The organism is Methylopila capsulata (assembly GCF_016907975.1).
Classification (GTDB): domain Bacteria; phylum Pseudomonadota; class Alphaproteobacteria; order Rhizobiales; family Methylopilaceae; genus Methylopila; species Methylopila capsulata.
Map to the genome: position 1 here is coordinate 653,129 of NZ_JAFBCY010000003.1, position 22,866 is coordinate 675,994.

At 69.1% G+C, this 22,866-nt stretch carries 21 protein-coding genes and 1 tRNA gene; 11 read left to right on the forward strand and 11 right to left on the reverse strand.

Going from position 1 to position 22,866, the window contains the following annotated elements; all coding sequences use genetic code 11:
• Positions 1 to 34: 34 nt before the first annotated feature.
• From JOD31_RS14260 to JOD31_RS14275, 4 genes are all read right to left on the reverse strand, one after another.
• Positions 35 to 1,417, reverse strand: coding sequence for an extracellular solute-binding protein (locus JOD31_RS14260; RefSeq protein WP_204951029.1), 1,383 nt, complete (start codon positions 1,415 to 1,417; stop codon positions 35 to 37).
• Positions 1,418 to 1,431: 14 nt separating this feature from the next.
• Positions 1,432 to 2,631, reverse strand: a complete 1,200-nt coding sequence (locus JOD31_RS14265; RefSeq protein ID WP_246482506.1) for an ABC transporter ATP-binding protein — start codon at positions 2,629 to 2,631, stop codon at positions 1,432 to 1,434.
• Positions 2,631 to 3,731, reverse strand: a complete 1,101-nt coding sequence (locus JOD31_RS14270) for an ABC transporter ATP-binding protein (RefSeq protein WP_204951037.1) — start codon at positions 3,729 to 3,731, stop codon at positions 2,631 to 2,633. Before JOD31_RS14270 ends, JOD31_RS14265 begins: the two co-directional genes overlap by 1 nt.
• Positions 3,732 to 4,102: 371 nt before the next feature.
• A complete protein-coding gene (locus tag JOD31_RS14275) occupies positions 4,103 to 4,597 on the reverse strand; it encodes a MarR family winged helix-turn-helix transcriptional regulator (protein ID WP_210341496.1) in 495 nt (164 codons plus the stop codon).
• Between the two features lie 132 nt (positions 4,598 to 4,729).
• Between JOD31_RS14275 and JOD31_RS14280 the strand changes: the two genes are divergently transcribed.
• The 8 genes from JOD31_RS14280 to JOD31_RS14315 all read left to right on the forward strand — a co-directional run bounded on the left by JOD31_RS14280 (position 4,730) and on the right by JOD31_RS14315 (position 13,213).
• Positions 4,730 to 6,298, forward strand: a complete 1,569-nt coding sequence (locus JOD31_RS14280) for a GMC family oxidoreductase (RefSeq protein WP_204951042.1) — start codon at positions 4,730 to 4,732, stop codon at positions 6,296 to 6,298.
• Between the two features lie 106 nt (positions 6,299 to 6,404).
• A complete protein-coding gene (locus JOD31_RS14285; RefSeq protein ID WP_204951044.1) occupies positions 6,405 to 7,064 on the forward strand; it encodes a hydrolase in 660 nt (219 codons plus the stop codon).
• A gap of 25 nt (positions 7,065 to 7,089) precedes the next feature.
• Entirely contained in the window at positions 7,090 to 7,374 is a 285-nt protein-coding gene (locus tag JOD31_RS14290) for a XapX domain-containing protein (RefSeq protein WP_204951046.1), read from the forward strand.
• Between the two features lie 101 nt (positions 7,375 to 7,475).
• The gene (locus JOD31_RS14295; protein ID WP_246482541.1) at positions 7,476 to 9,347 is read left to right on the forward strand and encodes an amidohydrolase; all 1,872 of its coding nucleotides are present in this window, start codon (positions 7,476 to 7,478) and stop codon (positions 9,345 to 9,347) included.
• Positions 9,348 to 9,374: 27 nt separating this feature from the next.
• On the forward strand, positions 9,375 to 10,211 hold the full coding sequence (locus JOD31_RS14300) for an alpha/beta fold hydrolase (RefSeq protein WP_204951051.1): 837 nt from the start codon (positions 9,375 to 9,377) through the stop codon (positions 10,209 to 10,211).
• 104 nt (positions 10,212 to 10,315) lie between these two features.
• The gene (locus tag JOD31_RS14305) at positions 10,316 to 11,914 is read left to right on the forward strand and encodes an MFS transporter (RefSeq protein ID WP_204951053.1); all 1,599 of its coding nucleotides are present in this window, start codon (positions 10,316 to 10,318) and stop codon (positions 11,912 to 11,914) included.
• A gap of 210 nt (positions 11,915 to 12,124) precedes the next feature.
• Complete coding sequence (locus JOD31_RS19835) at positions 12,125 to 12,586, forward strand: helix-turn-helix domain-containing protein (protein WP_204951056.1); 462 nt, start codon at positions 12,125 to 12,127, stop codon at positions 12,584 to 12,586.
• A 96-nt stretch (positions 12,587 to 12,682) separates the two neighbouring features.
• Positions 12,683 to 13,213, forward strand: coding sequence for a flavin reductase (locus JOD31_RS14315; protein ID WP_246482507.1), 531 nt, complete (start codon positions 12,683 to 12,685; stop codon positions 13,211 to 13,213).
• Between the two features lie 24 nt (positions 13,214 to 13,237).
• Here the strand turns inward: JOD31_RS14315 and JOD31_RS14320 are convergent, their stop codons facing one another.
• From JOD31_RS14320 to JOD31_RS14335, 4 genes are read right to left on the reverse strand one after another with little or no spacing between them, the layout of a single operon-like run.
• Entirely contained in the window at positions 13,238 to 14,038 is an 801-nt protein-coding gene (locus JOD31_RS14320) for a hypothetical protein (protein ID WP_204951059.1), read from the reverse strand.
• A 50-nt stretch (positions 14,039 to 14,088) separates the two neighbouring features.
• Entirely contained in the window at positions 14,089 to 15,588 is a 1,500-nt protein-coding gene (gene glpK, locus JOD31_RS14325) for a glycerol kinase GlpK (RefSeq protein ID WP_204951070.1), read from the reverse strand.
• On the reverse strand, positions 15,585 to 17,099 hold the full coding sequence (gene glpD / locus JOD31_RS14330; protein ID WP_204951073.1) for a glycerol-3-phosphate dehydrogenase: 1,515 nt from the start codon (positions 17,097 to 17,099) through the stop codon (positions 15,585 to 15,587). Before glpD ends, glpK begins: the two co-directional genes overlap by 4 nt.
• Complete coding sequence (locus tag JOD31_RS14335) at positions 17,096 to 17,893, reverse strand: DeoR/GlpR family DNA-binding transcription regulator (RefSeq protein ID WP_204951076.1); 798 nt, start codon at positions 17,891 to 17,893, stop codon at positions 17,096 to 17,098. Before JOD31_RS14335 ends, glpD begins: the two co-directional genes overlap by 4 nt.
• 242 nt (positions 17,894 to 18,135) lie before the next feature.
• Between JOD31_RS14335 and JOD31_RS14340 the strand changes: the two genes are divergently transcribed.
• The 3 genes from JOD31_RS14340 to JOD31_RS14350 all read left to right on the forward strand — a co-directional run bounded on the left by JOD31_RS14340 (position 18,136) and on the right by JOD31_RS14350 (position 21,146).
• Positions 18,136 to 19,182, forward strand: coding sequence for a GntR family transcriptional regulator (locus tag JOD31_RS14340; protein ID WP_204951077.1), 1,047 nt, complete (start codon positions 18,136 to 18,138; stop codon positions 19,180 to 19,182).
• Positions 19,183 to 19,293: 111 nt separating this feature from the next.
• Entirely contained in the window at positions 19,294 to 20,130 is an 837-nt protein-coding gene (locus tag JOD31_RS14345) for a MipA/OmpV family protein (protein WP_204951087.1), read from the forward strand.
• A 377-nt stretch (positions 20,131 to 20,507) separates the two neighbouring features.
• Positions 20,508 to 21,146: a TetR family transcriptional regulator gene (locus JOD31_RS14350; protein ID WP_204951089.1), complete on the forward strand. Its 639-nt coding sequence runs from the start codon at positions 20,508 to 20,510 to the stop codon at positions 21,144 to 21,146.
• 419 nt (positions 21,147 to 21,565) lie between these two features.
• On the opposite strand, the gene JOD31_RS14355 is transcribed toward JOD31_RS14350, so the two are convergent.
• From JOD31_RS14355 to JOD31_RS14365, 3 genes are all read right to left on the reverse strand, one after another.
• A tRNA-His gene (locus JOD31_RS14355) sits at positions 21,566 to 21,642 on the reverse strand.
• Between the two features lie 211 nt (positions 21,643 to 21,853).
• The gene (locus tag JOD31_RS14360; protein WP_204951099.1) at positions 21,854 to 22,330 is read right to left on the reverse strand and encodes a phasin; all 477 of its coding nucleotides are present in this window, start codon (positions 22,328 to 22,330) and stop codon (positions 21,854 to 21,856) included.
• 160 nt (positions 22,331 to 22,490) lie between these two features.
• Positions 22,491 to 22,859, reverse strand: coding sequence for a phasin family protein (locus tag JOD31_RS14365; RefSeq protein ID WP_204951101.1), 369 nt, complete (start codon positions 22,857 to 22,859; stop codon positions 22,491 to 22,493).
• Positions 22,860 to 22,866: the final 7 nt, after the last annotated feature.

Genomic DNA, 22,866 nt, shown 5'->3' on the forward strand with positions numbered 1-22,866 from the left:
GGGCGACGCGCCCGGAGCCTCACGCGTGGCGCGTTCAGAGCGTGCACTTGTCGCCGCAGACCCGGACGAGCGCCTTCTGCCCCTCGGCGGCGCCTTGCTCCGGCGTCAGCCGGCCCATGCCGACCTGCTGCACGACCGTCGACAGCGCGTCCGACAGCTCGAGATACTTCGGCATGCGCGGCTTGGCCTCGGCGACGGACAGCGTGTCCTTCATGGCCTTGAACAGCGTGGGGTTGGCGGAGGCCTTCAGCACGGGAAGCTCCCACGAGCTCTCGCGGATCGGCACGCCGCCCTGGCCGGCGTTCAGCAGGGCTTCCTGCTGCTTCTTCTCAGTCAGCCACTGGATGAAGAGGAACGTCGCTTCCGGATGCTTGCTGCTCGCGCCGATCGCGACCAGCGAGGGCTCGGCTTCGGCGGAAGCGAACTTCGGGTCGACGTCGGCCTTCACCGGGATGCCGGCGTAGACGAACTTGCCGGCGAAGGGCGAGGCGCCGGGCTTGTCGACGCCGAGCACGAAGTCCGAGAACGCCATCGACTGCGCGGCGATGCCGTTGCCCATCACGGTCGGCACGTCGAGCAGCGAATACTCGGCGGTTCCGGGAGGCGCGAACTTCCACAGGTCTGCGTACAGCTTGAGCGCGGCGACGGTGGCGGGGGTGTCGAAGTTCGGCTTGCCCGAAGCGTCAACGATGTCGCCGCCGTAGTTCTTGAGGATGTTGTTCACGAAGGAGAACAGCGAGGCTGAGCCCTTCACGCCGTCGAACACGACGCCGTAGAAGTCGCTCTCGAGCGGCTTGCCGGCCAGCGTCGCGCCCTTCTTGCGTGTGAAGAACTCGGCGATGTCGCGGAGCTGCTCGAGCGTCTTGGCGGGCGCGAGATCGTAGCCGTATCTGGCCTTGAACGCGGCTTTCTCGCCCTCGTCGTTCAGAAGGTCGGCGCGGGCCCAGTAGACGTGGTTGTAGTTCCAGTTGACGAAGCCGTACTGCTTGCCACCGAAGAAGGCGACGGTCTTGTACGGCCGCTCGATCAGGTCCGCGGTCTCGAGGTTGGGATTCGAGAGCTTCTTGTCGGCGACGAGGCTGTCGATCGGCAGAAGCGCCTCGGCTTCCAGCATCTGGCCCATCTGGAAGCCGTGCAGCATCACCGCGTCGAAGTAACCTCGGCCGGACAGCATGTCGGCCTGGCCGCGGTTGATGACCTCCATGTGGCCGAGCAACTGGTAGTCGACCTTGATGCCGGTCTCCTGCTCGAACCCGGGAACGAGCTTCGCCAGCACCTCCTGCAGCGGCGTGACCTCGTCCAGCACGCGGATCGAGACGCCCTTGTAGGGCTTCGCCGCCTCCGCGTAGGAAAACTCCGCGGCGTGCGCGCTCGCTCCGAGCCCCGCCGCCAGAAGGGCGGCCGAAGCCGCAGCCATGAACGTCCTGCTCGTCATCGTCCCAAGTCCCCCGTCGTCGCCACGGCCGCTTGGGGCCGGGCGTGGTCGCGTGTGTCGTGTGTCGTGTGTCGTGCGGCCGAGGCCGGCAGCGCGCGGCCGGTCTCGGTGTCGAACAGCGCCAGCGCGTCGGGCGGGCAGATGAGCCCCGCCGCCTCGCCGATGCGCACCCGGGCGGCGGTTCGCGTCTTGATCTTGATCTGCGCGCCGCCCGCGACGCTGAAGGTGATGATCTCGTGCTTGCCGAACGGCTCGTGCGAGTAGATCTCGCCGCGCGCCGCCCCCGCCGCATCCTCGGCGGCGAGGCTCAAGGCGCCGGCGCGCAGGCCGAGCGACACCCGCCGGCTCGTCGCCCGCGCGGCGTCGGCCGCGAGCCCGGCGGGAAGCGGCAACCGGAGCCCCTCGCGCGCGAAGACGAGCGCATCGCCTTCGCCCTCGAGCTCCCCGCTCAGCACGCTCATGGGCGGATCGCCGATCAGCCGCGCCACCGTCATGGTCGCCGGGCGCAGCCAGATGTCCTCCGGCGCGCCGATCTGCTCGATCCGACCGCGGTCGATCACGGCCACCCGGTCGCCGACCGACAGCGCCTCGAGCCCGTCCGGCGTGCTCCAGATCGACGGGCTCTCGCGGGTCATCAGCCGCTGCCGGATGGCGCCGCGCAGCTTGTGCCGCAGCTTGGCGTCGAGGTGCGAGATCGGCTCGTCCAGAAGCAGCGCGCGCGGCTGCTGGACGAGCGCGCGGGCGAGCGCGGCGCGCTGCTTCTGGCCGCCGGAGAGCGCGCCGGGAAGACGATCGGCCAGATGCGCGATTTCGAGCAGTCCGAGCGTCTCGTCGACGATCGCCCGGTGACGCTCGCGCGGGATCCCGCCGCCCGGCGCGCGCAGCGGGGAGAGCGCGTTGTCGCGCACCGAAAGATGGGGATAGAGCGCGTAGGACTCGAACATGAAGGCGACGCGGCGCCGGCCCGGGGCTACGTCGTCCATCGGCTCGGACCCGTACCGCACCGACCCCTCGTCGGGCGTTTCGAGGCCCGCGACGACGCGGCAGAGCGTGGTCTTGCCCGCGCCGGAGGGACCAGTGATCGCGAGCACCTCGCCCGGCCCGACCGACAGCGTGACGCCGTCGAGGGCGAGCGTGGCGCCGAAGCGTTTGCGGAGGCCCGTGAGCGCGAGGACCGACCGTGCGAGCGAGGTCATCACAGAACCTCCACGTTGCGCTCGGTGACCTGGTCGAACAGGTGGACCCGCTCCGGCGCGACCGACACCATGACCGGGTCGCCCGGCCGAAAGGCCGAGGGTCCCGGGATCTCCACGAGGATCTGGACCTCGGGCGTCGCGCGGGGCGTCAGGATCAGCGAGTCTGCGTCGCCGCGGCATTCGCGGTAGCTCACGACCGCGTCGGCCGGCCCGCCGTCCGACGGCGCGATGTCGAGATGCTCGGGCCGAATTCCGACGATGAGCGCGCCGCCGGTCCGCTCGGCCCGGGCGCCGCGCAGCGGATCGACCGCCACCGCTCGCGCGAAGGCCTCCACATGGACGGCGCCCGCGCCGGCCGGGCGGCCCGCCAGCATGTTCATCGGCGGCTCTCCGATGAAGTTCGCCACGAACACGTTTGCAGGCCGCTCGTACATCGCCGCGGGCGTGTCGACCTGCTGCAGCACGCCGTGGCGCATCACCGCGATGCGGTCCGCCATCGCGGTCGCCTCGGTCTGGTCGTGGGTGACGAGGATCGAGGTGACCTGGCGCGTCTTCTGCAGCCGCTTGATCTCGGTGCGGAGTTGCACGCGCTGGTCGCCGTCGAGATGGGACAGCGGCTCGTCGAACAGGATGAGGCGCGGGTCGCGCACCAGCGCCCGGCCGATCGAGATGCGCTGCATCGCGCCGCCCGAGAGGCCGGTCACGGGGCGGTCGGCGATGTCGTCGAGACCGAGCAGTCCGAGGGCGTCGTCCACGCGGGCCCGCGCCGTGGTCCGGTCGACGCCGCGCGCCGCGAGCGGAAAGGCGATGTTCTCGCGCACCGTCATGCGTGGGTAGAGGCTGTAGTCCTCGAACACCATCGCGACGTTGCGCGCGCCGGGCTCGAGCCGGGCGACCGGCTCGTCGTCGAAAAAGATCTCGCCCGCCGACAGGTCCTCGAGGCCGGCCGCCATCTTCAACGTGGAGCTCTTGCCGCAGCCGGAGGGGCCGAGCAGCGCGATCATCTCCCCGTCGCCGCAGACGAGGTTGAGGTCGGCGACGGCCGGCGCCTCGACGCCCGCATATCGCTTGGACACAGCCTCGAACCGGACCACGGTCATCAGTGTACGTCCTATTTCGCTGCGAGGCCCTCACGCCAGGTTCGCCCTGTGGATCGGCCGTCGTTTCGCTTGGCTGCGTCTGCTTCGGAGATGGCAATCAAATTGCATGCCAGATGGAGAGTTTCCTTGGACCTGTTCTGAAATCGCGAGACGCCGTCCGGCGCTCCGTGCCGGCTGCAGGGCGATCTGCTCGCAGCCGGCGCACCGGCGCCTCAACCGAAGGCAATCGTCATGGTACTGACGATTTTGACGTCGCGGAGCCGCGTGCGGCGGGGCGAGTCCCACAGCGCCGGAGATCAACAAGGCTTGGTCGCGCGGGGCTTACGCCGCCGTGCTGCGGGCCGGCGTGGTTGGGGCCGGCCCGCTTGGTGTCAGCCCGTGACCGGCGAGCGGCTGATGGCGTTGTTGCTCTCGACGAGCAGCGCCAGATCGTCGAGGAAGCTCTCGCGCCGGGCCTCTGGAAGCGCCGCCAGCGTGCGCTCGTGCGCGCGCGCTGCGCCTTGCTCCACACGCTTGAGTACGGCGCGACCGAGCTCCGTCAGCACGGCGAGCTTCTTGCGGCCGTCGTCCGGCGACAGGCGCCGGCGCACGAAGCGGCGGCGCTCCAGCCGCGCGATCACTTCGGCGACGTTGGTGCGGTCGACGCCGACCGCGCGCGACAGGGCGGCCTGTTCGACCTGGCCCATCTGGTCGAGCGCCGTCAGCACGCTGTACTGCACCGGCGTCAGCCCCTCCGAGGCGCATTCCTCCAGGAACAGCGCGACGTGGATCTGGTGCAGGCGGCGGATCAGGAAGCCCGGCCGCGACTGCAGCGGCCGCAGGCGCCAGTCGCCTGGAGCGTCGTCGTCGCCCGTCGTGGCGCTCATGTCGGCTGATGTCACCTTGGTTCGCCCCTTCGCGCAGGTCCGCAGCGACCTCGCCACGCCACGGTACGGCGATCAAGCTAGCAATCGGCGCGCCACCGCCGTTCCGTTTTTCGCACATCGGACCCGAACGCCATGACCGCACGTGACATCCCCGCCTTCGATGTCATCATCTGCGGCGGCGGCGCGGCCGGATGCGTCGTCGCGGGACGGCTCGCAGCCCATCCCGAACTCCGCGTGCTCGTGGCGGAAGCCGGCGGGTGGGGCGACGTTCCCGAGGTCCGCGACCCGACGATCTGGATGCGCAACATCGGCTCGGAGCGCGACTGGGCCTTCGCCTCGGAGCCCTGCCCCGGACTGAACGGTCGTCGGGCGGCGCTGCCGATGGGCCGGGTGCTCGGCGGCGGATCGGCCGTCAACGGCCTCGTCTGGGCGCGGGGCCACAAGGCGGACTTCGATCTCTGGGAGGAGGAGAGCGGCGACGCCGGCTGGGGCTACGCCGCGGCGATCGACCTCTACCGGCGGATCGAAAGCTGGGACGGCCCGGCCTCTCCTCTGCGCGGCGTCGACGGGCCGATGGCGATCACCCTGCCGAAGAATCCCGCGCCGGTGGTCGGCGCGCTGCTGGAGGCGACGTCGGCGCTTGGCGTACCGCAGGTCGCCGACCACAACGCGGAGGCGATGGCGGGCGACGGCTGCTGCGCGGTCGCGAACGTCAACGTCGCGAAGGACGGAACGCGGGTCTCGACCGCGGTCGCCTATCTCACGCCGCGCCTCGACCAGCCGAACCTCACGATCCTAACCGGCGCAACGGTCCGCCGGGTGGTGATCGAGGGCAAGCGCGCCGTGGGCGTCGAATTCGAAGTCGACGGCGAGATCCGGGTCGCCCGCGCGGACCGCGAAGTGGTGCTGTCGCTCGGCGGCGTGAACACGCCGAAAACCCTTATGCTGTCGGGCGTCGGCGACGAGCGCGAGCTGAAGCGCCACGGGATCGACGTGGTCCAGCACCTGCCCGGGGTCGGCCGGAACTTCCAGGATCACATCCTGGTCGCGGGCTGCGTGTTCGAGTACCGCACGCCGGAACCGCCGCGGAACAACTCGGCGGAGTTCACCTTCTTCTGCAAGAGCGACGCGTCCCTGCCCTCGCCCGACCTCCAGCCGATGCTGGAGGAGACCGCCTTCGGCTCCGAGATCACCCGCCCGGCCTACGACCTGCCGGTCGATCCCTCGCTCGCCTTCACGCTCGCGCCCGGCTTGATCCGTCCGAAGAGCCGCGGCCATCTGGAGCTGACCGGTCCGCGGCCGGAGGACCCGGTGCGGATCCACGCGAACTTCCTGAGCGAGGAGGCGGACGTGCGCGCCCTCATGATCGCGCTCGAGCTCTGCCGCGAGATTGGAAACTCGGAGGCCCTGCGCCCCTTCGTGAAGCGCGAATTGATGCCAGGCGCCCTCCCGGACGCCGCCCGGCTCGACTTCCTGCGCAACGCCGCCGGGACCTACTTCCACGAGACCTGCACGGCAAAGATGGGCCGCGACGCGCTGTCGGTCGTGGACGGAGCGCTCAAGGTCTACGGGATCGAGGGCCTTCGCGTGGCGGACGGATCGATCATGCCGGCGATCGCGGGCGGCAACACGCTCGCCCCTTGCGTGCTCATCGGCGAACGGGCCGCCGACCTGATCGGCGCCGATCTCAAGCTTCGCTGATCCGCTCGTTCAAAATGGGGATCAAACGTTCAAGACGAGGCGCCCGTCCCGGACGACAGTGCCCCCGCGTCGGACGCCGTCGAGGCGCCGCAAAGGGGGATTTGTCATGCCTGCGACCGCCACGCCCACGCCCGGCTCACTGCTGATTTCGCCGACCGACCATGCGCTGGTCCTGATCGACTTCCAGTCGCAGATGGCGTTCGCGACGCAGTCGATCGACGCCGTGTCGCTGCGGAACAACGCGGCGCTGATCAGCCGCGCGGCCAAGGGCTTCGGCGTTCCCACCATCCTGACGACGGTCGCCGAGAAGAGCTTCTCCGGCCCGATGTTCTCCGAGATCACCGAAGCGTTCCCGGGCCAGCAGATGCTCGACCGCACCTCGATGAACACCTGGGAGGACGCCGCCGTCATCGAGGAGGTCAACCGCATCGGAAAATCACGGCTGGTGTTCGCGGGACTGTGGACCTCGGTGTGCATCGTCGGCCCGACGCTCTCGGCGCTCGACCAGGGATTCGAGGCTTACGTCATCGCCGACGCCTGCGGCGACGTCTCCGACGAAGCGCATCAGCGCGCCATGGAGCGCATGATCCAAGCCGGCGTCCGCCCGATGACCTCGCTTCAGTATCTTCTCGAACTGCAGCGCGACTGGGCGCGGACCGAGACCTACGAGTTCACCACCGGCGTCGCGAAGCAGTACGGCGGCGCCTACGGCCTCGGCGTGACCTACGCCAAGACGATGTTCGGCGCCTCCGAAGGCGGTCACTGACGATCGGCCGGCGGGAGCTCGTCCCATGAAGATGTATCTCATGGCGGTCGGCGCCGGGCTCCTCGTCGGCGTCATCTACAGCCTGCTGCAGGTCCGCTCGCCGGCGCCGCCTCTGGTGGCGCTGGTCGGGCTGCTCGGCATCCTCGTCGGCGAGCAGATCGTGCCTGTCGGCAGGCAGATGCTCGGCGGCCTCGGTCTTCAGGCCGCGTGGATCGAAGAGAAATGCGCGCCGCACCTGTTCGGCGCGCTGCCGGGCCGCCACGCGGCGACAGATCCCTCCAAGTCCGAGGACGAAGGGGCCGGCTCATGAGCCCCACCCGCCGTGAAACCACGCTCGGCGCAGCCGCCTCCGCGCTCGCCGCCGGATTCGCCGCGCGCGCACAGGCCGCGAACGGCCGAAGGACGGACGACATGACCGCCGACCTGATCCTGCTCAAGGGCCTCGTCACGACCCTCGACCGCGCCAATCCAACCGCCGAGGCCATCGCGATCAAGGACGGCCGGTTCCTCGCCGTCGGGCGCGAGAGCGAGGTGATGGTCCATGCCGGGCCCGAGACCAAGATCGTCGACCTCAAGGGCCGCCGCGTTCTGCCGGGCTTGATCGACAATCACCTGCACATCATCCGCGGCGGGCTGAACTTCAACATGGAGCTGCGCTGGGACGGCGTGCCGTCGCTTGGCCAGGCCATGGAGATGCTGCGCCGGCAGGTCGAGATCACCCCGCCGCCGCAATGGGTGCGCGTCGTCGGCGGCTTCACCGAGAACCAGTTTTCGGAAAAGCGCCTGCCGACGATCGACGAGCTGAACCAGGTCGCGCCCGAGACGCCGGTGTTCATCCTCCACCTCTACGACCGGGCGCTGCTGAACGGCGCGGCGCTTCGGGCCGTGGGCTACACCAAGGATACGCCGAACCCGCCCGGCGGCGAGATCACCCGCGACGCCAAGGGCGAGCCGACCGGCCTGCTGCTGGCGAAGCCCAACGCGGGCATCCTCTACGCGACCCTCGCCAAGGGACCGAAGCTGCCGTTCGAGTACCAGGTCAACTCGACCCGCCACTTCATGCGCGACCTGAACCGGCTGGGCGTCACCGGCGCGATCGACGCCGGCGGCGGGTTCCAGAACTACCCCGACGACTACGCGGTCGTGCAAAAGCTCGCCGACGACGGCCAGCTCACCATCCGGCTCGCCTACAACCTGTTCACGCAGAAGCCCAACGCCGAGCGCGAGGACTTCCTGAACTGGACGAAGACGTCCAAGTACAAGCAGGGCGACGACTACTTCCGCCACAACGGCGCCGGCGAGATGCTGGTGTTCTCCGCCGCCGACTTCGAGGATTTCCGCGAGCCGCGGCCCAACATGGGGCCCGAGATGGAGGGCGACCTCGAGGGCGTAGTGCGGGTGCTGGCGGAGAACCGCTGGCCGTGGCGCCTGCACGCCACCTACGACGAGACCGTCAGCCGCGCGCTCGACGTGTTCGAGAAGATCGACCAGGACATCCCGCTCGCAGGGCTGAACTGGTTCTTCGACCACGCCGAAACCATCTCGGAGCGCTCGATCGACCGGGTGGCGGCGCTCGGCGGCGGCGTCGCGGTGCAGCACCGCATGGCCTATCAGGGCGAGTACTTCGTCGAGCGCTACGGCTACGGCGCGGCCGAAGCGACCCCCCCGTTTGCCCGGATGCTCGAGAAGGGCGTCAGGGTCTCGGCCGGCACCGACGCCACCCGCGTCGCATCCTACAACCCCTGGGTCTCGCTGGCCTGGCTCGCGACCGGCCGCACCGTCGGCGGCCTGCAGCTCTACCCGACCCGCAACCGCCTCGACCGCGAAACCGCGCTCCGGATGTGGACCGAGAACGTGACGTGGTTCTCGAACGAGGAGGGCAAGAAGGGCCGGATTCAGCCCGGCATGCTCGCCGACCTGATCGTGCCAGACACGGATTTCTTCGCGTGCCGCGACGAGGAGATCGCCGGGATCACGTCGGACCTCACCATGGTCGGCGGCAAGGTGGTGTTCGCGAAGGGCGACTTCGCCAAGCTCGACGAAACCGACGTCCCGCCGGCGATGCCGGACTGGTCGCCGGTCCGGGCCTTTGGCGGCTACGGAGCCTGGAAGGCGGAGGCGAAGAAGGACCATGCGCTTCGTCTTCAAAGCGTGGCCTGCGCCTGCTCCAATGCCTGCGGCGTCCACGGCCACGAGCACGCGCGTGCGGCCTCTGACCGCTTGCCCGTCGGCGACCTTAAGTCATTCTGGGGCGCGCTCGGCTGCGCCTGCTGGGCGGTCTGACCTTTCCCTTCAACCGAGGACAAAATCATGCCCTTCGTCACCACGAGCGACGGCGTCGACATCTTTTACAAGGACTGGGGACCGAAGGACGCTCAGCCCATCGTGTTCCATCATGGGTGGCCGCTGTCGTCGGACGACTGGGACGCGCAGTTGCTATTCTTCGTGCAGAAGGGCTATCGCGTCGTCGCCCACGATCGCCGGGGCCATGGCCGCTCGGCGCAGGTGAGCGAGGGGCATGACATGGCCCATTACGCCGCGGACGCGTTTGCGGTGGCCGAGGCGCTCGACCTCAGGAACGCGGTCCATATCGGACATTCCACCGGCGGTGGCGAGGTCGCGGCTTACGTGGCGAGGCACGGCGAGCCGGCCGGGCGCGTGGCCAAGGCGGTGCTGGTCTCCGCCGTGCCGCCGCTGATGGTCAAGACCGAGGCGAACCCCGACGGGCTCCCGATCGAGGTGTTCGACGGCCTGCGTGCGGCGCTCGCCGCCAACCGCGCACAGTTCTTCCTCGATCTGCCCACCGGGCCGTTTTACGGGTTCAACCGCGAAGGGGCGACGGTCCATCAGGGGGTGATCGAGAATTGGTGGCGTCAGGGCATGATGGGCTCCGCCAAGGCGCACTACGAGGGCATCAAGGCGTTCTCGGAAACCGACCAGACCGAGGACCTCAAGGCGATCAGCGTGCCGACGCTCGTTCTGCACGGCGACGACGATCAGATCGTCCCGATCGGCGCCGCGGCTCTGAAGTCCGTCAAGCTGCTCAGGGCCGGCACGCTCAAGACCTATCCGGGCTACCCGCACGGCATGCTGACGACCAACGCCGACGTGCTCAACGCCGATCTGCTGGCGTTCGTCCAGGGCTGAGCTCTGGACCAGCGCATTCCTTCACCTCTTCCCTCCCGATGGGGAGAGGTGAAGGAGCGGCTCCTCCTCCTGCCCGGAGGGCCATCCCCGATGAAGGCGGACATATGACCCAGCCCCCCTCCGCCTCCGGCGCCTTCGCTCCGCTCCGGCGGCCCGCCTTCGCGGTGCTGTGGGCCGCGACGATTCTCGGCAACACCGGCTCGTTCATGCGCGACATCGCGAGCGCGTGGATCGTGACGGATCTCGCCGCCTCGCCGGTCGCGGTCGCGCTTGTGCAGGCCGCCGGCACGCTGCCGATCTTCCTGCTGGCGATCCCGGCCGGCGTGCTGTCCGACATCCTCGACCGCCGCAAGCTGCTGATCGCAATTCAGGTCCTGCTCGGCCTCGTCAGCCTGACTCTCGCCGTCATGGCCGCGTCGGGCGCGCTCACCGTCGCCACGCTCGTCGGGCTGACCTTCATCGGCGGCGTCGGCGCCGCGCTGATGGGACCGACCTGGCAATCGATCGTCCCGGAGCTCGTACCCAAGACCGAACTGCGCGACGCGGTCGCGTTGAACTCGCTCGGCATCAACGTGGCGCGATCGATCGGACCGGCTGCGGGCGGGCTTCTGCTGGGAGCGGTCGGCGCGGCGGCGACCTACGGCGTCGACGTCGCGTCCTATCTGCTGGTGATCGCGGCGCTGGTCTGGTGGAACCGGCCGGCGTCCGCCGACGACGCCCTGGCGGAACGCTTCCCCGGCGCCTTCCGGGCGGGCCTGCGCTACGCCCGCGCCAGCCGCGAACTGCACCGCGTGCTGTTCCACGCCCTCGTGTTCTTCACCTGCTGCAGCGCGATCTGGGCGTTGCTTCCCCTCGTCGCCCGCGGGCTTCTCGGCGGGACCGCGGGCTTCTACGGCTTCATGCTCGGCGCGGTGGGCGTCGGCGCGATCTGCGGCGCCCTCGTGATGCCCCGGCTGCGCGCGCGCCTTGGCGCGGACGGCCTGATGCTGTTCGCGGCGATTCTTGCGGCGCTGGTTATGGCGGGGCTTGTCCTCGCGCCGCCGAAGCCGGTCGCGCTCGTCGCGCTGCTGGCCCTCGGCCTCGCCTGGATCGTCGCGCTGACGACGCTGAACGGCGCGGCGCAGGCGATCCTGCCGAACTGGGTGCGGGGGCGCGGGCTCGCCGTCTACCTCACCGTGTTCAACGGCGCGATGACCGGCGGCAGCCTGCTGTGGGGCCTTGTGGCCCATCACATCGGCGTCGCTCCCGCCCTGCTGGTCGCAGCCGCAGCGCTGCTCGGCGCAGGCCTCCTGCTCCGCCGCCGCACGCTGCCGGTGGGCGAGGCCGACCTGGCGCCCTCGAACCATTGGCCGGAGCCGCTGCTCGCCGCGCCGTTGGAGAACGACCGGGGACCGGTCACGGTTCTGATCGAATACCGCATCCCCGCAGCGGACCGGCCTGGGTTCCTGGCGACGCTCCATCGCCTCGCCGAAGAACGCCGTCGCGACGGCGCCTTCGAATGGGGCGTGGCGGAGGACGCCGCCGAGCCGGAGATCGTGGTGGAGTGGTTCCGGGTGGAATCCTGGGCCGAGCACCTTCGCCAGCACCGCCGCGTCTCCAAGGCCGACGCGGACGTCCAAGGCGCCGCGCGGGCGTTTCACAAGGGGCCGGCGGAGCCCGTGGTCCGGCACCTGATCGGGGGGCTTGCGGGGACGCCGCGCTAGCTCGATTTACGGAAACAGTATGTTTCTATAGTTTCTATTTTTGCACCCGTTGTGACGACTTAGGTTCGTTCTCGTGACCCTCGTCACCGGAACCCCGACGTCACTCTTCGGATCCCACGAACGTCAGGCGTCAAGCTGACGACGTGAGCCGCGCGAGCGTGTCCCAAGCCCTTCCGGTCGACGCCAGACCTCGAACCAGAGGCGCCGCCCATGACCACGCTTGAACGACCGTCCGCGCGCGGACCCGGCGAAAGCCGCCCCGACCCCATAAACGGATCGACCGCCGCCGAGAGACTGCTCCGCGCCGGCGGCCTCTCGCCCGCCCGCGAACGACTGGCGACCGCAGCGCTGGCCGACGGCGACGCCTCCGTCGCCGACGTCGCCGCCCTCTGCGGTCTGTCGCGGAGCTATTTCATTCGCGCGTTCCACGCCACGACCGGCCAGACGCCGCATCGCTGGGCCCGAGAGCGGCGGCTTCGGCGGGCGCGGGATCTTGTCGCCGACACGTCGGAGCCGATTGCCGCCATCGCGGCGAGCTGCGGCTTTGCCGATCAGAGCCACTTCACCCGGGCGTTCCGGGCGCGCTGGGGGGAAAGCCCGGCGAACTACCGACGTCGGTCGGCGGAGCAACGGCCCGCTGCGTCTTGCGGCGGACGGCGACGATGCGCCTGATCGATAAGCGCTGCGTTTGCGCACGTCCTCGCCTATATGGGATCGAGCGGCCGCCATTCTCGGCTTCCCCGCAGGTGATCCCCGGAGCAGCGCGCTTTGACCGTCAAGGATAAGAACGCCACGCGTTACCGCGAGGCGATGTCGCGGGTGGCGATGCCGGTGCATGTGGTGACGACGGACGGCCCCGGCGGACGGCACGGCGCCACGGCGACAGCTGTCGCGAGCGTCACGGACTCGCCGCCGACCCTGCTTGTCTGCCTGAACCGCGCCAGCACGATCCACACCCGCGTCACCGAAAACGCCGTGCTGGCCGTCAACGTGCTGTCGGGCGACCAGGAGGCCGTGGCCCGCGCCTTCGCCCGATCGTCCGGCGGCCGCGAGGACGATCGCTTCGCCACGGGCGAGTGGCGCGCCCTGTCGACCGGCGCCCCGACGCTGATCGACGCCGTGGCCGTGTTCGACGGACGGGTGGTCGAAGCGCGCGAGATCGGCACGCACACCGTGCTGATCGTGGAGTTGGACGCCGTCGACGCCTCCGACGACCATCGCGACGGCCTGCTCTACCACCGCCGCGGCTATCGCCGCGACGGGGCGACCGTCGCGCGCGAGCCGACGCCGGCCGCGTGAGCCGGCGCCTCGTTCCAAGCGCGTTCAGGCGCTTGCGCCCTCTTCGACCATGACGGTCGCGCCCGGATAGAACCGGTCGTAGAACGGCTTGAAGCGCTGCAGGAAGTCGGCCTGATCCGCCGCGGACATCTGGCGGCGGTGGCGGTGCGGCTTGGCGACGTTGACCTTGCGGGCCATCCGCTTCGTGGCCCGCTCGAAGATCACGCCGTAGCTGTCCCGCGGCGCGTCAAGGCCGAGCTGTCCGCAGATCGCGTCGAGCGTGACGGTGTGATCGAACGCCGTCTGCTCGTAATTGAGGACCAGACCACCGGGAATGTCCGCCCACGAGGTGATGCGCGCGATGTTGACCTCGATGGTCTTCAGCGTGCTCGACAGGTCGCCGACCCTGATCATCGGATGCGAGCGCCCCTTCTGCTCTGCGAGCCGCATGACGACGTCGAGCATGGAAAGCGCGATGTCGCGCGGATCGCGAATCCCGACCATGTGCTTGGCGGCGCCGCGCTCGATCAAAGACGCGATCGCCGGCGAAGCGCCATGGTGCGAGCGAAGCAGCAGGATCGTGTCGGCGTGTTCGGCCGCCTCAACGGCGGCGACGACCTCCGGCGTGAAGTCCCGAATGGTGTTGGTGTAGTGCGTCTTGCCGCTATGGTCGCCGCGCGCTTCGGCGGACAGCACGATGGGCTTGTAACCCAACACGTCGAACATCGCTCGCGTAAGTTCGAATGTCAGACTTGATCCTGATTTTGGCGCGCCGTAATTGATATAGATCATATTTGCATCCCCCGCGTGCAAATAGATTTCGTTTTCTTGCGCAGGGCAACACAAAATATTCTCAGTATGTCCGCTTATTCCACGCGTCGTTCATTCTATAATTTTTAGCGTAAATCTGTTTTGGTGCGGCGGACAGCGTCTCGCCAGCCGGCGATCTTTCGGCTGCGGCGGGCGGGGTCCATCTGCGGCGCGAAGCGGCGCTCAAGACGCCAGGCGGCGGCGAAGTCCGCGGGCTCTGGGCAGACGCCCGCCGCGAGGCCGGCGAGATAGGCGGCGCCCAGTGCAGTCGTCTCCGGCGCGATCGGCCGGTCCACCGGCGCGTCCAGCACGTCGGCGAGGAACTGCAGGGTCCAGTCGCTCGCCGCCATGCCGCCGTCCACCCGCAACACGGTCCGCACGCCGGCCGCCTCCGGCCAGTCCGCCTGCATCGCCTCCAGCAGATCGCGCGTCTGGTAGCCGACGCATTCGAGCGCCGCGCGGGCGATCTCCGCCCGGCCCGCGCCGCGGGTCAGCCCGAACAGGGCGCCGCGCGCCTCGGCGTCCCAGTGCGGCGCGCCGAGGCCCACGAAGGCGGGCACCAGATACACGTCCTGATCGGGGTCCGCCGCTTCGGCGAGCGCCTGCGTCTCGGAGGCTTCGCGCACGAGGCCGAGCCCGTCGCGCAGCCATTGCACCGCCGCGCCCGCCACGAAGATCGCGCCTTCGAGGGCGTAGGTGCGAACGCCGCCGAGCTGGTACGCGACGGTCGTCAGCAGCCTGTTGCGCGAGATCACGGGCCGCTCGCCGACGTTCAGCAGCGCGAAGGCGCCGGTGCCATAGGTCGCCTTCGCCATGCCGGGCTCGAAGCACGCCTGGCCCACGGTGGCCGCCTGCTGGTCGCCCGCGACGCCGAGGATGCGGATCGAACCGCCGAAGACGTCCGGGGACGTGGCGCCGAAATCCCCCGCGCAGTCGAAGACCTCCGGCAGCATCGCGCGCGGCACCTCGAACAGCCTGCAGAGATCGTCGTCGAACCGCCCCGCGTGGATGTCGTAGAGCGAGGTGCGGCAGGCGTTGGTCGCGTCGGTCGCATGCGCGGCGCCGCCGGTGAGGCGCCAGATCAGGTAGCTGTCGACCGTTCCGAACAGAAGCTCGCCGGCCTCCGCCCGGGCCCGCGCGCCGTCCACGCGGTCGAGCAGCCAGCCAATCTTGGCGGCCGAGAAATACGGGTTGAGCAGCAGCCCCGTCTTGGCCGCGACCTCGCTCCCGGCGCCCTCCGCCTCGAGACGCGCGCAGACCTCGGCGGTGCGCCGGTCCTGCCAGACGATCGCGTTGTGGATCGCCCGGCCCGTAGCGCGCTCCCACACCACCACGGTCTCGCGCTGGTTCGCGATCCCGAGGCCCGCGACGTCCGCCGCGTGGAGGCCCGCGCGCGCCAGCGCCTCCGAGACGGTCGCGACCGTCGTCGCCCAGAGGTCCTCGGGGTCGTGCTCGACCCAACCCGGTCGCGGATAGATCTGTCGGAACTCCCGCTGCGCCGAAGCCACGGGCGCGAGGCCGGCGTCGAACACGATGGCCCGCGTCGACGTCGTGCCCTGATCGATCGCGAGAAGATGCGTGCTCATGCCGGGCCGTTCTCCGACAGGGTGTCCATGAACGCGGCGAGCCGCTCCGTCTGGAGCGCGCTGAACCGCAGGCCGAGCTTGGTCCGCCGCCAGAGCACGTCCTCGGCGGTGCGCGCCCATTCCGCCGCGAAGAGATGACGCGCCTCGCGTTCGGTAAGCCCCGCTCCGAAGTCTTCGCCGAGGTCTTCGATCGTCGTCGCATCACTGAATATCGCGAGGGCCTCACCGCCATAGAGCCGCACAAGACGCTGCGCGGTCGTCGGCGCCAGAAACGGACAGGCGCGCGTAAGCTCGTCGACGAGCGTCGCCATGGTGTGGCCCCTGAAATCGCCGCCCGGTAGCGGGGCGGCGGCGGTCCACGCCGGCGCGGTCAGCCCAAGCGGCGCGGCGAGCCGGGCGAGCGCCGCCTCTGCCAGCTTGCGGTAGGTCGTCAGCTTGCCGCCGATCACCGTCAGCAAAGGCGGCCTCCCCTGGCCGGCGTCGAGCTCCAGCGCGTAATCCCGGCTCGTCTTCTGGGCGGCGTCCCGCCCTTCGTCGCGCAGCGGCCGGACGCCTGCGAAGCTCCACACCACGTCGGCGGGCTGCACGGGAGCCGCGAAATAGGCGCTGACGGCGTCGCAGAGGTAACGGACCTCCTCCGCGGTCGCGACGGCCGCGGCGGGCTCGCCGTCGTGATCGCAATCGGTCGTGCCGATCAGCGTGAAATCCTGCTCGTAAGGGATCGCGAACACCACGCGGCCGTCGCGGTGCTGGAAGACGAACGCCCGGTCGCCTTCGAACAGCCGGCGGGTGACGATGTGCGAGCCGCGGACGAGCCGCACCGGAGGTTCGGCGCCGCCCCCCGCGATCCGGCCGGCCATCGCGGCGACCCAGGGACCTGCGGCGTTGATCAGCGCGCGCGCCGCGATCTCCCGTTGGCCGGCCCGGTCCCGCAGCGTCAGTCGCCAGAGACCGTCGTGGCGCGCCGCCGCGACGACTTCGGTGCGAGGGGCGATCGTCGCGCCGCGCGCGCGGGCGTCGACCGCGTTCAGGACGACGAGACGGCTGTCGTCGACCCGGCAGTCCACGTATTCGAGCGCGCGGCGGAAGTACGGCTTCAGCGCGGCGCCCTCGGACGTGTGCGCGAGATCGAGCGCGCGCGACGCCGGGAGCGTCGTCCGGCCGCCGAGCCGATCGTACAGGAACAGGCCAAAACGGAGCAGCCACCACGACCGCAGGCCGGGATGATGCGGCAGGACGAAGCTCATCGGCCGGACGAGGTGGGGGGCGAGGCCGAGCAAGACCTCGCGCTCGGCGAGCGCCTCGCGCACGAGCCGGACCTGGAAGGTCTCGAGGTAGCGCAGGCCGCCATGGACGAGCTTGGTCGACGCCGACGAGGTCGCGCCGCCGAGATCGCCCGCTTCGCTCAGATGAACGCGAAGGCCGCGGCCGGCCGCGTCGCGGGCGAGGCCGCAGCCGTTGATCCCGCCGCCGACGATCGCGAGGTCGAAGACGCCGGCCGCCGGGATCACTGGGCCGCTTCGCTCTGGACCTCGTCGCGCAACCCGGTCTCGACCACCCGCACCTCGTGGCGCCGGCACAGCTCCGCGAGCTCTTCGCTGTCGATGCGATCCGTCACGAACGTGTCCACCTGCGACAGGCGACCGACCCGGATGGGCGCGCTGCGGGCGAGCTTCGACCGGTCCGCGACCAGCACGATCTCGCGAGCGTTCTCCATGATCGCCTGGCTGACCATCACCTCGCGGTAGTCGTAGTCGAGAAGCGCGCCCTCCTCGTCGATCGCGGACACGCCGATAACGGCGTAGTCGACCTTGAACTGCTTGATGAAATCGACGGCGGGTCCGCCCACGATGCCCGCGTCGGAGCGGCGGACCGGTCCCCCCGCGACGATCACGTCGACCCCGGGATGGCGATAGAGCAGGGTCGCGACGTTCAGGTTGTTGGTGATCACGAGCAGCTCTTCGTGGCGGCCGAGCGCCCGGGCGACCTCCTCGGTCGTCGTCCCGATGTTGATGAACAGCGACGAGCCGTTCGGAATGATCCGCGCGGCCGCCTCGCCGATCGCTCTCTTCTCGTCCTGCGCGATGAAGCGGCGGGCGTCGTAACCGACGTTCTCGACCCCGGACGCGATCGTCGCGCCGCCATGGACGCGCGACAGCATCCGGCGCTCGCAGAGCTCGTTCAGATCCTTCCGGATGGTCTGCGGCGTTACGGAGAAGCGCGCGGCGAGATCCTCCACCACCACGCGCCCCACCGAACGCGCGAGCGCCACGATCTCGTGTTGCCGCCCATTGAGCTGCTCCATGCGCTTCCTCCGTCTTGTTCCAACGGTTTCAGCGAACATCGCATGGACGGCCGCCGGGCGAACGACCTCCTTAAGATTAAGACACACACGGTTGTATGACCCGAAAACGCCATCTGTGATTGTGTGATTTTGGATCATACGCAAAGGTGCGGATCGACAGCCGACTTAAGACTGCATTAAGCAATCGGCGACCGTTGGTATTGCGGCAGCGCGCTGCGTTAGGGCCAAGAGTGTCTTCAAGCTTGCACTTCCGCATCAGGGGCGTCATCGCCGAGGCGATCGTCGCCGGTTGGCTTGTCCCCGGCGACGTCCTGTTCGAAGCCACGGTCGCGGAGGCTCTGCTGACGAGCCGCACCCCGGTCCGAACGGCGCTCGAACTGCTGCGCGAAGAGGGGCGGCTGGTGAAACTGCCCGGCCGCGGCTACGGCGTGATCGGCCGCGACGGCGCGGCGCCCCAGAGCCAGCGCCGCATCGGCCGCGAGGCCTTCGTCGCGCTTCCCTCCGCATCCGAATTCGGCGGACGCGCGCCCGCGGCCTGGTCGCGGATCTACGCCGAGGTGGAGGCGGAGGTCGGTGGCGGCGCCATCTTCGGCCCTTTGCGGATCATCGAGCTCGAGATCGCGAAGATCTATGGGGTCTCGCGGACGGTCGCCCGCGACGTGCTTTCGCGGATCGAACGGGTGGGGCTGATCTACAAGGACGAGCGCAACTTCTGGCGCGTGACGCCGCTCACCGCCGAGCGCGCTTCGGACCTCTACGAACTTCGTCGCGCGCTCGAGCCGGTCGCGCTGCGCCGCGCCGCCGAAGGCGGGCGCTACCACGCCGCGCGGGACATGCGCGATCGCCTCGCGAGGGCCTACAACCGGCTTCCCTATGTCACTCCGCTCGAAATCTGCGCGTTCGAACGCGAATTGCACATCGACCTGATTTCGCTGTGCGACAACCCTGAGATCATTCAGGCTCTTCGCGTCGGCCAACTGCAACTGGCGGCGAACCGTCAGCTCTTCGCGAAGATGCCCCACGGCTTCCGGCAGATCCTTTCCGAGCATCTGGCCGTCGCCGACCGGCTTGCGGAGAACGACATCGGCGGCGCGGCCGAGGCTTTGCGGCGCCACCTGAGCGAAGCGAAAGTCGCCTACATCGAGCATGCCGCCGAGATCGCGGCGCTGACGCCGGCGACGCTGCCGCCCTATCTCCAGTTCGACTCCGACGACGGCCTCCCCTATGGAGGGTATCGTCGCACCTGTCTGAGCGAGATCGACGCAGTGCGGCCTTTCCGCCACGCCTGAGATCTCTTCGCGGCGAAAGGGTGTTCGACCGATCGTTTCACGCCATACTTGCCGCCAAGATCAGGACGTCGCGTTTGCGGCTTCCGACGCCCTCCCCCGGAGCTTTCTAAGATGCACATCCGTTCGTCCGCGAGCCTGCTCGCACTAGCGCTCGCAACTGCCGCCGTCGCCGCCCCCGCCTTTGCAGCCGATATCGCAGTGGACGGCGTCGCGATCGCCCCGACCGTGGTGGATGAGAGCGGCTGGCGCGTCACGCTCAAGGCGACCGGCGTTGTCCAGCCCAAGTTCGAAGGCGTCGACAAGTACGGCGTGTCCGGCTTCCCGGGCTTGAGCATCCGCCGTCCCGGCCAGCCCTGGAAGTTCGGCGCCCCGGACGACGGGTTCGGCTTCGCGCTCTACGACGGCGACTTCTTCCAGTTCGGCCCGGTCGGTCGTCTGCGCTCCGAGCGCAACTCGAGCGACGTCAAAAAGCTCCGCGGTCTCCACGACGTCGATTGGGGGATCGAGCCGGGCGTGTTCCTCGAGGTCTATCCGACCGAGAAAATTCGCGTGCGTGGCGAGCTGCGCTATGGCGTGACGGGCCATGACGGCTTCGTCGGCGACATCGCAGCGGATTGGATCGAACGCCAGGGTCCGTGGACCCTCTCGTTCGGCCCCCGCGTCGCCCTCGGCGACTCCGATTTCATGAACGAGTACTTCGGCGTCACCGGCCGCGACTCCAGGCGCACCGGCCTGTCGCGCTACAAGGCCAAGGGCGGCGTGAAGTCGGTCGGCGTGGCCGGCGCCGCGACCTACGACTGGACGCCGAACTGGAGCACGACCGTGTTCGGCGGCTACAACCGCCTCGTGTCCGACGCCGCCGACAGCCCGATCGTGAAGCGCGCCGGGTCGAAGGATCAGTTCACCGTCGGTCTTGGCGTGGCCTACTCGTTCGACGTCAACTGGTGAACCAAGCCGGCCGGACCGGTCGGATAGAAGATCGAAGGCGCGCTTCTCGGAGCGCGCCTTTTTAGTTTCGCCGACGCCAGCTTGACGACGCAAGCGCGACCGCGCCAAAGCCGGGGGCCCTCATCAGCCGCGGGGTCGCGCGTTTGCGGTCGATCTTCGCCGCCCGCATCGCCCGGACCACGACATCTAAAACAACGCGGCTCGGCGACGCCCCCGGCCCCACGCGACGCTGTCGCCCGGCTCGCTCGAGGTCGAGAGCCGCAATCGCCCCGCTCCCGGCGCACCAAGCCGTGATCGAATGCACGAACCACTCCGCACACACACGGCTCTTTACATACATTCATGTATGGATAATGGTCGCGGCAGGCGGGAGCGACATGCGCAAGACCAGAGCGGACGCAGAGCGGACGCGCGACCAGATCCTCGATGCGGCGGAAATGACGTTCTTCGAGCGCGGGGTCGCACGCTCCTCGCTCGACGACATTGCGCGCGCGGCCGGCGTCACCCGCGGCGCGGTCTACTGGCATTTCGCCAACAAGGTGGAGCTTTTCCTCGCCATGCAGGATCGCGCGTGGCTGCCGCAGGAAGACCTCTGCGAACAGCTCGCCGACACCCCGGAGCGCGACCCGCTGACGACCGTCGCCGACGTCGTCTGCGATATGTTCCGCCGGATCGCAACGGACGAAAGCCAGAAGCGGGTGCTCGCGATCCTGCTCCTGCGCTGCGAGTACACCGACGAGATGGCGGACGCGCTCCGACGTCGGAAAGACGCGGACTGTTCGCTGGACGCGCGGTTCGGCGCTCTGTTCGCGGCGGCCGGCGATCGCGGGCTGCTGCACCCGGCCTTCACGCCGGCGCTGGCCCAAGGGGCGTTCCGGGCGCTGGTGTTCGGCGTGTTTCGCCGCTGGCTGGAGGCGCCCGAAGAGATGGACCTGACGACGCAGGGCTGCGCCATGGTGCGGGCCTTCATCCAGGTCCTGGGGGACGCCCCCAGCTTGAAGGCGGCGAGCGCCTGACGAATCGCGGCGGCCGGATGGCTCCGGCGGCCGCTCCCTCGCTCCACCGATCTCCGGTCCTCGACCCGCCGGAGATTGATGGGGACCCGAGCTGCGGGCGACGACCCAGCGTCCCCACGCGTCGCCCGCAGCTCACCCTTCCCTGTCGAACGGCGCTTGTACGTCGCGATGCGGCGGCCTTTCGCCGTCGCTCCAACGTCATGGAAATCGTGCACCACCTCGGCCGCGGCGAACGCCGAGGCGGCCCGCTCCGAACGTCAGGACGGGCCGCCTCACCCATCGCCCCGCGTCGGCGGCCAGGCACGGCCGCGAACAGGCCGAGACGCAAAGCCAGGAGGAGAGTTCGCGCGCCGACGGCGACGCGAACGCAGATCATCCCGCGCGCAGGGTTCGTCAGACTCTCAATCTCAAGAGAATGTTGGTACCACCACCTGGGCTCGAACCAGGGACCTCTAGATCCACAATCTAGCGCTCTAACCAACTGAGCTATGGCGGCACCGGGCCTTTTCGGCGCGGCGGAACCTAGGCGAAACCGGACGCGCAGGCAAGCGGCGGCGGCGCATTTCCGACATGGGTTTCGCGCCGTTGGCGACGACGCCGCCTGGCGCGGGCGGCGCCTCTTCCATAACCCTTGCTCACGAACGAAAACGCCCGGGCCTTGGGAGGCCCGGGCGCGATGTAGGCGACGGTCGCCTCTCGACGAAGCGTCAGCGGGTCGGGGCGAACTTGAGGCCCTTGGCCGCGACGTCCTGGAACGGCTTGGCGCTGTCGGCCGCCGCGCGCTGCGCGAGCGCCGAAAGCTCCTTCGCCTGCGAACCGATAACTTCGAACTGCCGGCGGGCGTAGGAGGCCTGAAGCTCGACCGCTTCGCTGAGCGACTTGGCGGCGGCCAACGACGACAGGAAGTCGAAATGCGCGTTCACGTTGCTGCGCGTCGCTTCGACCGACTTCTTGCCGAGCTCCTTGTAGTTCTTGGACAGCGTGGCGTAGACGTCCTCAAGCGCGTCCGTGGCCTCTTCAGACGCGCTCTTCAGACGGCTGTAGTTCTGCTTGGCCTGCTGTACGCCCTTCTCAGCCAGTTCGCGCACCTGAGCGGGGGTCTCAAAGGTCTTGTTCGCCGCCGCAGCGACGTCGTCGATCACATCATCCGCCTTGGTGGCGGCGGCTTTCGGAGAGGTTACCATAATCGCAGTCCTCAGCTCGTGCGGCGGAATCCGTCAACACGAAAGCCGCGCGATCCGCCGTGCCGCGCCGACCCGCAACCCGTCGAACGACAGGTCTTGTGTGCAGCGCAACATAAGCGGCCGGCGGTGACGCATCAACCCCTCCGCCGGCCGGAAACCGTCATTTTGTTTCCGGACGACGTCCTGAGAACTGTCCTTTTTCGTTTATCTGCTTCGTAAGTGTTTCGACTTGCGATTTTGCGAACTCTGTCTGGATCGCCACCATCTCGTGCAGATCCCGCGCGCGCACGAGTTTTTGCGCATATGCGAAGGTGGCCGCGATGTTCGCTTCGGCGTAGGCGACCGCGGAGGCGTTCGCCTGGCGCGCCCGCTCGCCGACCTCTTCCTGCTGGCTTTCCAGCGTCGTCGAAGCTTTCTGGGCCGCGTCCATGAAGCTGTCGAACGCCTTGCGGGCCTGCTCGACGCTCTTCTCCGCGAAATCGCGCATTTCGTTCGGTATTTCGAACTTGGGGTTCGCGTCGTTCGCCATCGGTCGC

Coding starts and splice junctions, on each gene's coding strand:
- JOD31_RS14260 (WP_204951029.1), bottom strand. CDS start 1,417: ATGGCTGCGGCTTCGGCCGCCCTTCTGGCGGCGGGGCTCGGAGCGAGC.
- JOD31_RS14265 (WP_246482506.1), bottom strand. CDS start 2,631: ATGACCTCGCTCGCACGGTCGGTCCTCGCGCTCACGGGCCTCCGCAAA.
- JOD31_RS14270 (WP_204951037.1), bottom strand. CDS start 3,731: ATGACCGTGGTCCGGTTCGAGGCTGTGTCCAAGCGATATGCGGGCGTC.
- JOD31_RS14275 (WP_210341496.1), bottom strand. CDS start 4,597: ATGAGCGCCACGACGGGCGACGACGACGCTCCAGGCGACTGGCGCCTG.
- JOD31_RS14280 (WP_204951042.1), top strand. CDS start 4,730: ATGACCGCACGTGACATCCCCGCCTTCGATGTCATCATCTGCGGCGGC.
- JOD31_RS14285 (WP_204951044.1), top strand. CDS start 6,405: ATGCCTGCGACCGCCACGCCCACGCCCGGCTCACTGCTGATTTCGCCG.
- JOD31_RS14290 (WP_204951046.1), top strand. CDS start 7,090: ATGAAGATGTATCTCATGGCGGTCGGCGCCGGGCTCCTCGTCGGCGTC.
- JOD31_RS14295 (WP_246482541.1), top strand. CDS start 7,476: ATGACCGCCGACCTGATCCTGCTCAAGGGCCTCGTCACGACCCTCGAC.
- JOD31_RS14300 (WP_204951051.1), top strand. CDS start 9,375: ATGCCCTTCGTCACCACGAGCGACGGCGTCGACATCTTTTACAAGGAC.
- JOD31_RS14305 (WP_204951053.1), top strand. CDS start 10,316: ATGACCCAGCCCCCCTCCGCCTCCGGCGCCTTCGCTCCGCTCCGGCGG.
- JOD31_RS19835 (WP_204951056.1), top strand. CDS start 12,125: ATGACCACGCTTGAACGACCGTCCGCGCGCGGACCCGGCGAAAGCCGC.
- glpK (WP_204951070.1), bottom strand. CDS start 15,588: ATGAGCACGCATCTTCTCGCGATCGATCAGGGCACGACGTCGACGCGG.
- JOD31_RS14335 (WP_204951076.1), bottom strand. CDS start 17,893: ATGGAGCAGCTCAATGGGCGGCAACACGAGATCGTGGCGCTCGCGCGT.
- JOD31_RS14345 (WP_204951087.1), top strand. CDS start 19,294: ATGCACATCCGTTCGTCCGCGAGCCTGCTCGCACTAGCGCTCGCAACT.
- JOD31_RS14350 (WP_204951089.1), top strand. CDS start 20,508: ATGCGCAAGACCAGAGCGGACGCAGAGCGGACGCGCGACCAGATCCTC.
- JOD31_RS14360 (WP_204951099.1), bottom strand. CDS start 22,330: ATGGTAACCTCTCCGAAAGCCGCCGCCACCAAGGCGGATGATGTGATC.
- JOD31_RS14365 (WP_204951101.1), bottom strand. CDS start 22,859: ATGGCGAACGACGCGAACCCCAAGTTCGAAATACCGAACGAAATGCGC.